Origin of the sequence: Halomonas piscis (assembly GCF_031886125.1) — a bacterium.
Lineage (GTDB): Bacteria > Pseudomonadota > Gammaproteobacteria > Pseudomonadales > Halomonadaceae > Vreelandella > Vreelandella piscis.
Genome location: NZ_CP119391.1, coordinates 2,767,506 through 2,782,014 on the forward strand (window position 1 = coordinate 2,767,506; position 14,509 = coordinate 2,782,014).

The 14,509-nt window shown below is 60.6% G+C and carries 12 protein-coding genes and 1 tRNA gene; 6 read left to right on the forward strand and 7 right to left on the reverse strand.

Features of this window, described 5'->3' with window-relative positions:
* Positions 1 to 85 precede the first annotated feature (85 nt).
* Positions 86 to 853, reverse strand: coding sequence for a septum site-determining protein MinC (gene minC / locus P1P91_RS13010; protein WP_311883153.1), 768 nt, complete (start codon positions 851 to 853; stop codon positions 86 to 88).
* A 194-nt stretch (positions 854 to 1,047) separates the two neighbouring features.
* On the opposite strand from minC, the gene P1P91_RS13015 reads away from it, so the two are divergent.
* From P1P91_RS13015 to P1P91_RS13030, 4 genes are all read left to right on the forward strand, one after another.
* Positions 1,048 to 3,876, forward strand: coding sequence for a DUF349 domain-containing protein (locus P1P91_RS13015; protein WP_311883155.1), 2,829 nt, complete (start codon positions 1,048 to 1,050; stop codon positions 3,874 to 3,876).
* A 39-nt stretch (positions 3,877 to 3,915) separates the two neighbouring features.
* Positions 3,916 to 3,992: transfer RNA gene (locus tag P1P91_RS13020), tRNA-Met, on the forward strand.
* A gap of 404 nt (positions 3,993 to 4,396) precedes the next feature.
* Positions 4,397 to 5,065 (forward strand): GntR family transcriptional regulator, encoded by a 669-nt coding sequence (locus P1P91_RS13025; RefSeq protein ID WP_311883156.1) that lies wholly within the window; start codon positions 4,397 to 4,399, stop codon positions 5,063 to 5,065.
* Between the two features lie 296 nt (positions 5,066 to 5,361).
* On the forward strand, positions 5,362 to 6,741 hold the full coding sequence (locus tag P1P91_RS13030) for an IS1380 family transposase (RefSeq protein ID WP_376717491.1): 1,380 nt from the start codon (positions 5,362 to 5,364) through the stop codon (positions 6,739 to 6,741).
* Positions 6,742 to 6,871: 130 nt separating this feature from the next.
* Here the strand turns inward: P1P91_RS13030 and P1P91_RS13035 are convergent, their stop codons facing one another.
* Positions 6,872 to 7,315, reverse strand: a complete 444-nt coding sequence (locus P1P91_RS13035) for an aldehyde dehydrogenase family protein (RefSeq protein WP_311883157.1) — start codon at positions 7,313 to 7,315, stop codon at positions 6,872 to 6,874.
* 90 nt (positions 7,316 to 7,405) lie between these two features.
* On the opposite strand from P1P91_RS13035, the gene P1P91_RS13040 reads away from it, so the two are divergent.
* Positions 7,406 to 8,518, forward strand: coding sequence for an IS5 family transposase (locus P1P91_RS13040; RefSeq protein ID WP_311883158.1), 1,113 nt, complete (start codon positions 7,406 to 7,408; stop codon positions 8,516 to 8,518).
* Positions 8,519 to 8,602: 84 nt separating this feature from the next.
* Entirely contained in the window at positions 8,603 to 9,715 is a 1,113-nt protein-coding gene (locus tag P1P91_RS13045; protein WP_311883158.1) for an IS5 family transposase, read from the forward strand.
* On the opposite strand, the gene P1P91_RS13050 is transcribed toward P1P91_RS13045, so the two are convergent.
* The 5 genes from P1P91_RS13050 to nhaC form a co-directional block, all read right to left on the reverse strand.
* On the reverse strand, positions 9,698 to 10,297 hold the full coding sequence (locus P1P91_RS13050; protein ID WP_311883159.1) for an aldehyde dehydrogenase family protein: 600 nt from the start codon (positions 10,295 to 10,297) through the stop codon (positions 9,698 to 9,700). The genes P1P91_RS13045 and P1P91_RS13050 overlap by 18 nt on opposite strands.
* A gap of 311 nt (positions 10,298 to 10,608) precedes the next feature.
* Positions 10,609 to 11,643: an IS110 family RNA-guided transposase gene (locus P1P91_RS13055; RefSeq protein ID WP_311882018.1), complete on the reverse strand. Its 1,035-nt coding sequence runs from the start codon at positions 11,641 to 11,643 to the stop codon at positions 10,609 to 10,611.
* 26 nt (positions 11,644 to 11,669) lie between these two features.
* On the reverse strand, positions 11,670 to 12,224 hold the full coding sequence (locus tag P1P91_RS13060) for an aldehyde dehydrogenase family protein (RefSeq protein WP_311883160.1): 555 nt from the start codon (positions 12,222 to 12,224) through the stop codon (positions 11,670 to 11,672).
* Between the two features lie 22 nt (positions 12,225 to 12,246).
* A complete protein-coding gene (gene dapA / locus P1P91_RS13065) occupies positions 12,247 to 13,125 on the reverse strand; it encodes a 4-hydroxy-tetrahydrodipicolinate synthase (RefSeq protein WP_311883161.1) in 879 nt (292 codons plus the stop codon).
* A gap of 45 nt (positions 13,126 to 13,170) precedes the next feature.
* The gene (gene nhaC, locus P1P91_RS13070; RefSeq protein ID WP_311883163.1) at positions 13,171 to 14,466 is read right to left on the reverse strand and encodes a Na+/H+ antiporter NhaC; all 1,296 of its coding nucleotides are present in this window, start codon (positions 14,464 to 14,466) and stop codon (positions 13,171 to 13,173) included.
* Positions 14,467 to 14,509: the final 43 nt, after the last annotated feature.

The window sequence follows — 14,509 nt, forward strand, 5'->3', positions numbered from 1 at the left end:
TTAGGTAACGCCCGTCGCATAGGCATGACAACGCTTTGTCTGCCGAGCAGGCTGCTGCGCCCGGCTCGCGCGGCAAACGGCTGCGCTATGCCAGGGGCTTGATCTCAAGTTGCTGATGATGAAAGCGCACTTCGGCAGGCGCGCCCAAAAGCTGCGGATCTATGTCTTCCAGGCGCTTGTAATTGCCGGCCACGGACAAAAGCTCTGCCTTCAGCTCGCGACAAAAAATGCCGGCCTCCAGATCGCCGTGAATACCGGCCAGCGCGCGCCCGCGCAGGGCGCCGTACACATGAATATTGCCGGCGGCCAGTACTTCGGCCCCGGCGTTGACCGCCCCGATCACGACCAGATCGCCGTCCGCCGAGCTGATCTGCTGGCCGGAGCGCACCGTGCCGCGGTAAAGCCTGGCGCCCACCACCGGTGCCATTTCCGGCGGCGGCTCGGCGGCAGCGGGCTTTTCCGCCGGGGTCTCGGCGGGGGCGGCTTCGGGCGTTTTTTCCACGCTGGTCAGGCGCCGGGCGCGCTGCTCTTCGACCGGAGCAAACCAGCCAAGGCCCAGCGCCCAGGCCGACTGGCGCACCGGATCGGCGCCGCCGCGGACGGCCACCGGCAACAGCTTGTGATCCCGACATACCGCGCAAATGCGCTCGAGTGCCAGGTGTGGCTCGCCCAGTTTTTCCACGCCGAGCACGACCGGTGTATGCTGAAAGAAAGCGGGCGACTGGTTACGCTTGCTTTCCAGCTGCTGGCGGATACGCTCCGGGTCGGCACTGCCCAGCTCCATGACGGTCATGGGCAGCATGCCGCCTTTAAACGTAAAGGCCTCTTCGGCACCATCCACATTGAGGCTCATGGCCGAAACTCCATGTTGGGATCGGTAAGATAAAACGGTAGCGCATCCGTCACATGCGCCGGACGGTGGGGCGATTTCCCCGCAACACCGACCATGCCACCGCCAAAGCTAAGCGACAGCGTGGGCAACTGCAACCACCAACTGCCAATGGCTTGTTTTTTTCACGTTCGGCCCTTTTTTATGCAGGATGAGACATGCAAGGACTGTTACGTCGCCTGTTTGCCCCTCGCTGGCAGCACCCGAGCCCCGACGTGCGCCGCCGGGCGCTCGAACAGCTGGACCCCGGCCGCCCCGACGACCGCCGCGGGCTTGAAGCCCTGACCCGAGACAGCCACGCCGACATCCGCCTGGCGGCGCTGTGCGCCCTGGACGACCTTCCGGGGCTGGCGCAAGCCTTTGCCGAACAAAGCGACGACGCCTGGCGGGCAGCGCTCGCCGCGCGGCTGTGCGGCCGCGAGGGCCAAAGCCCGCTGGCCGAGCGCCAGCGCCAGGTGGAACAGCTTGACGATACCCGGCTGCTTCGCGACGTCGCCTTTCACGGGGACAACCTTGATTTACGCCTGGCCGCCCTTGCCCGCCTCAACGACGAACGCGACCTGATCGATCAGGCCTGCCACAACCGGGTGGCCACGGTGCGCCACCGGGCAGCCCAGCGCGTATCGAGCGAAGCCGGGCTCAAGCGGCTGCTGAAAGAGTCTCGCCGCGACCGCCAGGTGGCCCAGCGGGCACGCGAGCACCTTAATCGCCTGAAGGCCGATGCTCAATGGGTGCGCGACCAGCAGCAGCGCCGCGACGTCCTGCTTGAGCAGCTGGAGAGCCTGGCTCGTTCGGTGTGGGAGCCGCACTACCAGACCCGGCTGCGCCATTTGCAGAAGGAATGGGAAACCCTTGCCCATCCGCCGGGCAGCGACGCCGAGGCGCGCTACCAGCACGCCGTCACGCGCGCCGAAAAAACGCTTCACGATCGGGCCGCCGAAGAGCACGCCCGAAAGCAGCATCAGCGCCGGCAACAGTCCGCGGACGACGAGCGCGAGACACTGCTTGCCGCGTTTGAAAGCAGCCTGGACGAGCTCAGCCAGGGCCAGGCTCCCGGCGCCCAGAACTTCGCCAGCCTTCGCGCCCAGCGCCGGCTCGCCGGTCAGCAGTGGCAGGCGCTCTCTGACATTCATCCTCCCGCCGAGCCTGCTCGCCAACGCTACGCTCAGGCCATGAAGCGCTACGAGCGCTACAGCGCCGCCTGGCAGCGCTACCTTGACGCCACCCCCGAGCTGGAGCATGCGCTGAAGAATGACGATCCCCAGGCGCTTAGCGCTCAGGCCAAGGCCTGCCAGTGGCCGGAGGAGCTGCCGCTGCCGCCGCTGCTTGCCCAGGCTCGGCGGCAAGCACAGCAGCGTAAGGACGCCTCCCGAGCCGATGCCGAGCCGCACTCCCTGGATCAGGCGCTTGGCACCCTGGAGCAGCACCTGGAGCGCGGCGAATTCAACGAGGCCAACCGTCTTCACCAGCAGCTCAAGCCCCACATTCAGGCGCTGCGCGGCCCCGACAGCGAATCGCTCCAGGCGCGCCTGAGACAGCTCGGCGCCAGGCTTGCCGAGCTGCGGGACTGGCGCGGCTTTGTCGCCGGCCCCAAACGCGAGCAGCTGTGCACCAGTATTGAAACGCTGGCATACAACGTCGAGCTCACCGATACCGCGCTGGACCGCCGCCACCGCCAGCTGGTCAAGGAGTGGAAGGCTCTGGGCGACGCCGCCGCCACCCGGGAAATGTCGCGCCGCTTCCGCGCCGCCTCGGATCGCATTCACCAGCGCCTCAAGCCCTGGCGCGAGCGCCTCGACCAGCAGCGCAGCGCCAACCTGGCCGCCCGCGAAGCGCTCTGCGAACAGCTGGAAATGCTACTTAAACAGCCCGCCGACAACGCCGACCCCGACGCGCTGCGCCAGATCCGCGACCGCTCGCGCTATCAGTGGCGAGAATACTCCCCGGTGCCCCGCCAGGATGCCGAAGCCGTGGGACGCCGCTTTGGCCGGGCGCGCCACCGCCTGCAGGCGCTGATCGACCGGCGCGCTCGGGAAATCGCCGCGCACAAGCGCGCTCTGGTCGAGCAGGTCCAGGCGCTTGAGCACGGCACAGAGCCGCTCGATACGCGCATTGCCCGGGCCAAGGCCCTCCAGCAGGAGTGGCGCCAGCTCGGCCGCGCGCCCAAGGGCGAAGAAAAGCCCCTGTGGCGGACCTTCCGCCGCTCCTGCGATCGCCTGTTCGCCGCGCGCAACGCCCACCGAAACGAGCGCGCCGAACGCCAACAGCAGCGTCTGGACGCCATGCAGGCGCTGCTTGACCGCATGGATGCCTGGCAGCCCCAGGACACCACCGACGCGCCGGCGCTGGAAGCGTTTATACGGGAAGCCGAAGCGCTTGAGCCCCTGCCCCGGGGCCGACGCAGCGACGGCATGCAAAAACGCCTGACCGGCATCATCCGCGCCCGGCGCGAGCGGCTTGACCAGCTCGAAACCGATGCCGTCATTACCCGATGGCAGCAAAGCGTACCGCTGCTCAATGCCCACCTGGCCGCCGACCAGGCCGCGCTGAACGGCGACGCCGTCCGCGAAGTGGACGCCGCGCCAGTGCTCGGCGCCCCGCTGTTCGAGCGCTTTGCCGAGGCTCACCGCCAGCGCAACGCCAGCCGCCACCGGGCGAAGCACTTTGATGCCCGAGCTCATGAAGTTCAGCGCGATAGCCTCGCTCGCCTGCGCGTACACCTCTCGCTGCTGGCCACCGGCCAGGTGCGCCAAAGCGACGAGCCGCTGCGCCTGGCCATCCAGGTGGAGCGCCTCAACGAGGGCCTGGGGCTAGGCCACGAGCGCAGCACCGCCGACGAGCTAGGCAGCCTTCTCGCTGACCTGCTCGCCCTTGGCCCGATGCCGCAAGGGCTCTGGGAGGCCAACGTCAACGATTTCGACGCCCTGATACACCAGCTCTCCGGCGGCCAGGGCAACGAAGTGTCCGATGAACACAAGGATGTTTGACTTCTCACAAAAAACCGCTATACTGTGCCCGCACGTTGATGCGGGGTGGAGCAGTCTGGTAGCTCGTCGGGCTCATAACCCGAAGGTCATCGGTTCAAATCCGGTCCCCGCTACCAATATTTCGAGAGGCAGATCAGTTACTTACTGGTCTGCCTTTTTTGTGTTGGGTCAGCGCAAAATCGCCTGTGGCACATATCTGGTCCCCGTGTGGCACTCCACACGCATTTTGCTTGCCAGCAGGATATCAGTTATGGCCTTCAGGCTACTCAGGTAAAGTTTGTTGGTTACGGCTCACTAGCGTTTCTTTACCAGCCTTGCACACTTCGAGGCACATACGGCGACAAGTGTTCGAGTACTTTGAGATGGGCTGCAACCGGCAGGGTCCGAGCTCCTTTCAATAGTGTTGCGCTTGGAACTTGAGACCGCCAATGCACGTTAAATTTAAATTCAATTACAAGGGCTTACTTCTTCCATTTAAAATATTGTATAATGTATATCTTTTGGCTAAAGAGACTCCATCATGCCTCCTTTTAAGACACGCGCTCAATACGTCGCCGATGACCTTCGCCATCGCATTCTCAGCGGCGAATTCAAAGGCGGCACACAATTACGCCAGGATGCCCTCGCCGGAGATTATGAGGTCAGCCGCATCCCCGTGCGCGAGGCGCTGCTGACTCTCGAATCGGAAGGCCTGGTTGAGTTTCACGCACATCGCGGCGCGTTTACCACAGAACTTTCCGTGGCCATGATTCGTGAGCTTTTCGATCTGCGAGTACTGCTGGAAACGCACCTTCTCCAGCACGCTATTCCCCATATGACTACGCAAATATTGGATAACGCAGAATCCATTCTTCTTGAGTACGATGCAGCACTGAACAGCGGCAGCCAAATTGATAGTTGGAGTGAATATAACTTTGCGTTTCATAAGGCCCTGTATAGCCCGGCTAACCTTCCTGAGGCCATGAGTCTAGTCACTCAACTCAACACAAAATCAGATCGCTATATTCGCATGCAGCTTCTTTATACTCAGGCCATCGAGAAGGCTGAGAGGGAACACCATGCGTTACTTGAGCTTTCACGTCAGGGTGAGGTTGACGCAGCTTGTGATCTTCTGCGGCGTCATATTCTCGACGCCTGCGAAGGCATCGTTTCGCTGCTGGAAGGCCAAGTGGAAAAAGAACAAGGCTAAAAGCACCTGACGCCGCATACCATCGCCAAATACCAGCGCAAAAATGCCGTTGCCACTTCTTCATGGCAACGACATCACAGTCGATAAACGGCGCTGCTATAGTCTTACGCCCATAAGCTCGACCAGCTCAACAACAGCTTAGTTGACATACCAGATGGTTTTGGTCTGCACATATTGATCGAAGGCTTCAACCCGGCCTATTCATGAGGCCGGCCTGAAAACGAAGATAGCGGATGGTATTCTCTTGAAAATTCAATGTGTTCCGCCAAGAACCTGAACCAAGAGAGCCATCCGCTATGGGTGAAAGCCTATCTACCTGGACGCCCTCGTGCAACGGCTCCGTCCGTGTCGAGCTGAGCGGCCACCGCACCACCAGTGACAGCGGCGCTCTGCTGCTGCGTGAAGCCCTCGACAACAGCGGTGTGATCGAGGCGCTCGAAGACAATCTGGTCGATCAACGCCACCCGCTACGCATCCGCCACTCGCTGGCCAGCCAGCTGCGAACCCTGGTGCTGCAGCGCGCGATGGGCTGGATCGACCTCAGCGATACCGACACGTTGCGGCGTGATCCCCTCTGGCAGCTGGCCTGCAGCGATGCGCGTGGAATGACGCCACTGGCCCAGGACCGGCCGTCTCAAGCCACGCTGTCGCGGCTGCTGACTTGCCTTGGACGCAACGACAACATCGATGCCGTGCATGAAGGCCTGCTGCGACTGGTAGTCTGGCGCCTGACCTCGCTGAAGAACGGCGAGCGACCCAAGCAGTTGACCCTCGACATCGACGGCCTGCCGATCGAGGTCCACGGTCACCAAGGTGGCTCGGCCTATCATGGCCTTTACGGGGTCCGCATCTACTCGCCGCTGGTCGCCTCGCTGGCCGAAACCGGTGACATGGTGGGCGGCCTACTACGCGAAGGCAACGCCGGCCCGGCCGAGAACGCCGATACCTGGATCCCGCACCTGGTGAAGCGGCTCAACGAAAGCACCGGCGCCCAGGTTCGGGTGCGTATCGACGCCGGGTTCACCGACAACGACACGCTGGAGGCGTTGGAAGATCGCGGCATCGAGTACCTGGGCCGGCTGCGCAGTCACACGGGGCTGCAGACACTGGCGGCGCCGTACCTGAAGCGGCCCCGAGGTCGGCCGCCCGAGCAGCCACGGGAATGGTGTCATGACCTGGAGTACCAGGCCGGCACCTGGCCTGAACCACGGCGCGTGGTACTGGTCGTGCAAGAGCGACCCGATGACCTGCTGTTGCATGCCTTCTTCCTGGTCACCAACCTCAACAAGTTCGACTGGCCGCCGGAGAAGGTCCTGGCACTGTACCGCAAGCGCGGTAGCGCCGAAGCGCACATGGGCGAGGTGAAATCAGCGCTCGACGTACACCTCTCGTCGACGGATCGTGGCGCCTCCACGGTTCAGGACGTGATGGCGCGTAACGAGGTGAGCCTGCTACTCAGCCTCTATGCTTACCAGGTCCTGCATGGTCTGCGTTGCCTGCTGGAGCGGCAGACTCGGCAAGGCTGGAGCCTGAGTCGGATGCGCGAGCAGGTGCTTAAGGTCGCCGCCACACTGAAGCTGCATGCCCGGCGGATCACCCTTCATCTGGGTGCCGCCGCCGATAAGTGGTGGCCGACGTTGCTGAAGGGGCTGCCGAAGCTGACGGCGCTGAGTTGACGCCCGGCGAGACGGCTTCAGGACCTGAAATCGAGCGACCGCTGCAGCGGCCGGCGGTCACGGCTGCTTTGACGGTCGCAATGGATTCCCAAGAGCTATAAGAAACCGGGAAGAAAGCCATGTTCGGGCATTACTCAGCGGCCTCTCGCGTCGGAGAGGCCGATCCTGATGAGCGACGCCGCCAGCCAGCCTCTTCACGCCGCCCAGTCAGCGTCTTCGTGAATAAGGCGGGTTCAAGCCCGTTGTCGCGTCCGCCAAAACCAGAGAGCTTATAGCCGCCAAAAGGCGTGGTTATATCCCCTTCCGAGAATCCGTTTACCGATACTGTGCCCGCGCGAATGCCACTTGCCATACGCTGAGCACGACGCACATCAGAGGTATACAGCGACGCAGCCAATCCATAGAGCGTATCGTTAGCCAACGACAACGCCTCTTCTTCCGTTTCGAAGGTGGTCACCGCCAGCAGCGGCCCGAACACTTCTTCACGGAATAGCCGCATCTCGCGGGTCACGGAATCATAGATAGTTGGCTCAACAAACCACCCGCTGCCATGTTCTAGAGTACGCCCACCCACGACTGCCTGTGCACCTTCTTCCTTAGAGGGTGTTTACAAAAATAACGTACAATCAAGGATGTGATTTGAGTTGATCATCCGGAGTGCGTTTTGTCGAGAGGCGGTCGTCCCAAAAAGATTGGCGAAGAAGAAAAAGCCGTTTTACGTGAGATAGTTGAGGCGTCGCCCATGGCGACGCTAGAAGAGATCACCGCGGCGTTTTACGCGCGCACGGGGATATCAGCTCATAGCGCCACCGTGCGCAAAGGACTACGAGACGCCGGAATCCGGCGCGAGCGTGCCCCGATCGTGCAATCAAAGCCGGCGGACGAGGGCCCAGCACGATATGGCTATCAGCCCCACCATCGAGACCAGAGGCCCGAACAGCGTTATCCAAGCTGTTTGACCGATGCCGAGTGGGCGTTGGTATCGGATCTGTTTGATAACGAAAGCGGTCGCGGTGTGCCGCCGCGCTATAGCCGCCGAGCGCTGGTCGACGCCTGCTGTTACGTGGTGCGCACCGGTTGCGCCTGGCGGATGCTGCCCGCCGAGTTTCCGCGTTGGCAAAACGTCTATCGCACGTTTCGACGCTGGGCAGCCGCCGGCAAATTCGAAGTCATGCACGATCGATTACGCGCTCAATGGCGCGAACGCGAAGGCCGCTCGGCCGAGCCGAGTGCGGCTGTGCTCGACGCGCAATCCACCCGAAGCTCACCGCAGGGCGGGCCCAACGGTTTCGATGCGGGCAAGAAAGTTAAAGGGCGCAAGCGCAATCTGATCGTGGATACGTTGGGTTTGCTAATCGCTGTCACGATCTCGGCGGCGAGTGTTCAGGACCGCGATGCCGCGCCCGTGCCGGTCGCCCAGGCGATGGATAAATATCCGCATATCGAAACCCTATTTGTCGATAATGGGTATGCGGGTCAATGCGCGGCCGCGCTACGGGACGCCCATCAGTTGAACGTCGATGTCGTGCGCCACCCGGCCAACCGGCAAGGCGGTTGCTGGCGCCATCCGGACCAGGGTGAGCTATTTCCAGTTACCGCTGACAGCAAAGGCTTTGTCGTCTTGCCCAAGCGTTGGGTGGTTGAGCGTACCCACGGCTGGAATGAGCGCTCCAGGCGTCTAATCATGCATCACGATCGACGCATCGACGTGTCGGAAGCCTGGGTCTGGCTTACAGGCGCCCGAATGCTCGCGCGGCGGCTAACCGCTACTGCTTGATTTTGTAAACACCCTCTTAGAGGGTGTTTACAAAAATAACGTACAATCAAGGATGTGATTTGAGTTGATCATCCGGAGTGCGTTTTGTCGAGAGGCGGTCGTCCCAAAAAGATTGGCGAAGAAGAAAAAGCCGTTTTACGTGAGATAGTTGAGGCGTCGCCCATGGCGACGCTAGAAGAGATCACCGCGGCGTTTTACGCGCGCACGGGGATATCAGCTCATAGCGCCACCGTGCGCAAAGGACTACGAGACGCCGGAATCCGGCGCGAGCGTGCCCCGATCGTGCAATCAAAGCCGGCGGACGAGGGCCCAGCACGATATGGCTATCAGCCCCACCATCGAGACCAGAGGCCCGAACAGCGTTATCCAAGCTGTTTGACCGATGCCGAGTGGGCGTTGGTATCGGATCTGTTTGATAACGAAAGCGGTCGCGGTGTGCCGCCGCGCTATAGCCGCCGAGCGCTGGTCGACGCCTGCTGTTACGTGGTGCGCACCGGTTGCGCCTGGCGGATGCTGCCCGCCGAGTTTCCGCGTTGGCAAAACGTCTATCGCACGTTTCGACGCTGGGCAGCCGCCGGCAAATTCGAAGTCATGCACGATCGATTACGCGCTCAATGGCGCGAACGCGAAGGCCGCTCGGCCGAGCCGAGTGCGGCTGTGCTCGACGCGCAATCCACCCGAAGCTCACCGCAGGGCGGGCCCAACGGTTTCGATGCGGGCAAGAAAGTTAAAGGGCGCAAGCGCAATCTGATCGTGGATACGTTGGGTTTGCTAATCGCTGTCACGATCTCGGCGGCGAGTGTTCAGGACCGCGATGCCGCGCCCGTGCCGGTCGCCCAGGCGATGGATAAATATCCGCATATCGAAACCCTATTTGTCGATAATGGGTATGCGGGTCAATGCGCGGCCGCGCTACGGGACGCCCATCAGTTGAACGTCGATGTCGTGCGCCACCCGGCCAACCGGCAAGGCGGTTGCTGGCGCCATCCGGACCAGGGTGAGCTATTTCCAGTTACCGCTGACAGCAAAGGCTTTGTCGTCTTGCCCAAGCGTTGGGTGGTTGAGCGTACCCACGGCTGGAATGAGCGCTCCAGGCGTCTAATCATGCATCACGATCGACGCATCGACGTGTCGGAAGCCTGGGTCTGGCTTACAGGCGCCCGAATGCTCGCGCGGCGGCTAACCGCTACTGCTTGATTTTGTAAACACCCTCTTAGCGGACTCGATAAAACCACGCACCTTCTCGAAGTGAGCTTGCTCGACCATCGGACCGATATGAGTTTGTGGATCTGTAGGGTCTCCCACTTTCCAGCCCTTCAGACCCTCAACCAATTTTTCCAGTAACTGATCTTTGATACTGTGCTCAACAATCAGCCGGGAGCCGCAACTGCAATTTTCGCCCATATTCCAAAAGGCAGAATTAAGCATATCATCAACCACAGCGTCGATATCGTGCAGGTCGGCGAAAACCACCTGTGGACTCTTTCCTCCGCATTCCAGCACAATTTCCTTGAGGTTACTGCGGGCGGAGTACTCCAGGAACTTACGTCCGACTTCCGTAGAGCCGGTAAAGGACACTACATCCACGTCGCTGTGCAAGCCCAGGGGCTGCCCCGTATCCTCGCCATGGCCGGTCACCACCAGTAAAGCGGCCTCGGGTATCCCTGCCTGGTAGGCAAGTTGCGCCATACGGTACGCGCTCATGGAAGTCTGTTCGGCAGGCTTAACGATAACCGAATTACCCACAGCCAACGCCGGCCCGACTTTCCAGGCAAACATTTGCGCCGGAAAGTTCCAGGGAAGTGCTTATATGGACCCGTCCTGTTGTGCAAGCCAGAAGCAACAACGCATAAGAGTGAGGACTGCACGCTTATATCCGGCCTATTGATGGCACTTGCCGTGCCTGGCCCTGATGGAATACGCGCTCTCTGCTCTGATCTCCCACTCGGCCTCGTGATGGGCCTGCGCACTTTACAGAGTGACAGAAAGCCGGTCTGACCCGTTATGCCATCGAAGCATCTCGCCTGCGCAACCTCGGGGTTGGGTAACTTATCGCATGCTAAGCTATATTCCCTGTTTGTTCGGTATCATCAAGCGGCCTCCTGTGGCTGATAGCGCCGTTCATGGGCCAATAGCGACCAGCAAATCCGCGCCATCTTGTTCGCCAGGGCCACAATGGCCTTGCGTTGCCCAAGACGCGCCGCTAACGAGCAGGCCCAACGGGACAGCCGGTCGGGATGTTCCTGACGTTGGAACTGGCGTAATGCCGCGCGGGCACCGTGCACCAACTGCTTTCGAACCTCGCCATTGCCGCGTTTGGTGATCCCCATCAACTGGTTGCGACCCCCGCTGGAATGCTGGCGTGGCACTAGCCCCAACGAGGCGCTGAACTGACGTCCGTTGGGGAATCGCGCCGGATCGCCCAGATGGCTGAACAACAGCGTCGCATTGATCGGGCCGATGCCGGGCAGACTCATCAGCCGCTGCATGTCATCTGATGCCCTGGCCAGACGCTGCAGACGCTTGTCATAGCGCGCGATCCGGGCATCGTTCTCGAGCCATTGATCGAGCAGGTCGTTCAGCAGGGTGTAGAGTTCTTCCCCCAGCCGTGCCCGTTGCTCGTCCAGCCGCTCACGAATAACGCCCTGGCGTATCACCGCGTGCCCCTGCGACACGATTAGACCAAACTCGCCCAGCAGGCCGCGCAGCTCGTTGCCGACGGCGGTGCGTTCGCGCACTAACCGACTGCGTACTCGGTGCACTGCTTGCAGGGACTGTTGTGCTTCCGTCTTGATCGTCACTCGAGGCGTGGCCGGGCGCGCCGCGGCCTCGGCGATAGCCGCGGCATCGCGCGCATCGTTCTTGTGGCCCAGCACGAAGGGCTTGACCGCCTGCGGTGGCAGTAGTTCGGCCTCATGGCCCAGCGTGCCAATGTCTCTCGCCCAGTAATGAGCGGAGCCGCACGCTTCCATGGCGACGTGGCAAGGCGGAATTTGGGCCAGCGTCAAGCGTAACTTCTCTCGCCGGACTTGCTTGCTGAATACTTTGTGACCGTGCGCATCCACGGCATGCAGTTGAAAAACGTGTTTCGCCAGGTCAATGCCTATAATGCTAATCTGTTTCATGGATGGATCCTCCTTCACCGATGCCGTCAGTGTTCTGTGCACTGCTGGCTAGATGTTATATCCAGCTTGGCACAGAAGGACGGGTCCATCCCATTTCCCACCACTCCGATGGGTTCCTGGACAATCAAGCCCACGGCGTCACCCCCGGTCGGTGCCACCTTGCCATAGATCTTGTCCACGGCTTCGGCATACCAATGCAAGGTCGTGAGCGTCTCGGGAATATCCGTCTCACGGCATTCCGTGATCGGCTTGCCGCCATCGATGCAGTCCAGCGCGGCCAGCTCCTCGGCGTGCTGCTCGAGGAGTGTGATCCATCGCTGCATGATCTCCTTACGCTCGGCCGGGGCAAGCTTCGACCAAACGCCGCTATTAAAGCCCTCGCGCGCGCTTTCCACGGCTTGGTCAATGATACTCGCATTTCCTTTGGCTACCCGCCCGATTTCGCTACCGTTATGGGGCGCAACGGTGGCAAAACTGTCATCCCGCTTCTCGTCGAGCCCGGGGATCAGGTGCCCCGCCCATAGCTTGCCCTCGTGTGCCTGGGCAAACACCTCTTCGACGCTTAATGGCTGAGTATTCATGGTATAACTCCTCGCATTTATTCTACTGATGATCGACAGCGCTCAGTGAATCTACAAAGGACCGGGCATCGGCATCACTGACGGGGCATAGCGGTAAGCGCACTTGCCCCACGTCAATTCCATGGCGCATACAGCCCAGCTTGGCCTTCTGGTTATAATCGCCACCCTCCATATCCCGAATGGCCGGCATCATGGCGCGCATGATCGCGCGCACTTGATCCCAGTCGCCTTGCTCGGCGGCCTTGAGCATCTGCACCTGCTCGGCGGGAAAGACGTTGGCCCCTCCGCTGATCCAGGAGCGCGCGCCCCAGAACAGATAGTCGGCTGCCTGGTCATCAGAGCCGCAGACTACCTGGAAGCTCTCATCATTTAACTCCATCAACGCAATAGCGCGGCTAAAGTCACCACTACTTTCCTTGATCCCGATAATTTTCGGCATCTTGGCCAAGCGCGCAACAGTATCAATCTCAATATTTACCGCGCTTCGGTCGGGGAAGTTATAAAGAACAATTGGCAACGCCGTGTTAACCGCCACTTCTTCGTAATGGGCGACTATTTCATCCTGGTTAGGAAGTACATAAGCGGGGGGCGCTAACATCAACACCTCATAACCGAGTGCTTCAGCCTGCTTGGCACGCTTAACGGCTTCACCGGTCGATAGTGAGTTAATACCGGCAACCGCTAACGCCTGCTCGCCCACTGCGTTGCGTACAGTACGCAGCACGCCATCGCGTTCGCTTTCATCCAGCGCGTAGTATTCACCCGTGGTACCACACGCAACGACACCACCCACTCCCGCATCGAGAAATTTGGCGACCAGCGCTTTCAAGGCATCAAAATCGACGCTGCCATCAGCACCAAAGGGAGTAACAATGGGAACAAGAATGCCGTTGAGCTTCATAGGAAATGTCCTTTGTTGTGTGAAATATTGCATTGGAAAAGATACTCACGAGGTGGCCATAGCCGCATTCGACTCATTGGCATCAGTGGGGGTTGTTCGCCAGATAGCAATATTGGCGTAGCCGTAAACTACCGTAAGGACTATCACCAACATGTGATACCAGAGAAAGGGCAGATAAGTGAGTGTCGAAACGCCTAAGGTTGTTGCCATAAAGACCCCGCCGTCGGTCCAGGGAACCATGGGGGTGGTAATAGTGCCGCCGGCTTCGACGTTGCGTGAAAGTACGCGACGGTCAACACCCTGCTCGTCGTAGCTATTCTCGGTGATGGTGCTACCAGTAATTACCGAAACGTAGGCCGCACCGCCGAAGAAATTACCGAAAAATGCACTCAGCATGGTCGAGACAGTCAGCCGCCCGGGGTTATTGGCCCAGCGTAAAAAGCCATTGCTGATGGTTTGCAGCACACCGATGCGCTCCATCAGGCCGCCCAGCCCCAGGGCGAATAAAATCAGCGCGACCACGCCGAGCATCGACTCCATACCACCCCTGTTAAGCAGCGTATTGAGGAACTCCACGTCCGACTGCATGGCATTGCCCACATAGGCGGTGCGCAGCGCATCGATGGGCGCAATATCCTGGGCCAACCAAGCGCACAGGCTACCCATTACCGCGCCGAAGGTGATCACCGGAATCGCCGGATAACGCCGCGTCAGCAGGCCGATGACGATTACCGCCGGTAGCAGCAGCCAAAGGTTGATGGTGAAGTGACCCTTCAGGGCTTCCATGGCTATCTGCGTCCGCTGGGTATCAACGCTGTCACCTATGTAGAAAAAACCCACCACCAGAAACAGAAGCGATGCAATTATCGCGGCGGGGCCGCTGACCCACAGCATAGAGCGGATATGATCCACAAGGCTGACACGGCACAACGAGGCGGTCATTACCGTGGTATCGGAAAGCGGCGACATCTTGTCACCCACATAAGCGCCGGAAATCACCGCGCCGGCGACCAGCGGCAACGGGATGCCAAAGCTGTGGCCGATGCCCATCATCGCCACCCCTGCGGTGCCCGCCGTACCGAAGGAGGTGCCAGTGGCCAGCGAGGTAATGGCACAGATGAAAAACGCCGCGAACAGAAATATCTGCGGGCTCATCACCGACAAGCCATAGTAGATGATGCTGGGCACGATACCGCCGGCGATCCAGGTGCCGATCAAAGCCCCCACCGTGGTCAACACCAGCACCGCCTCCATGCCGTTATGGATGCCGTCGATCAGCCCCTGCTGCATGGCTGCGTAGGACATTTTCAGCTTCAGCCCTAGGGCCTGTTGACGTTTCATGGCAGGGGTATTGCAGGATAGGGGCAAGCTCGCAGAATAAAGG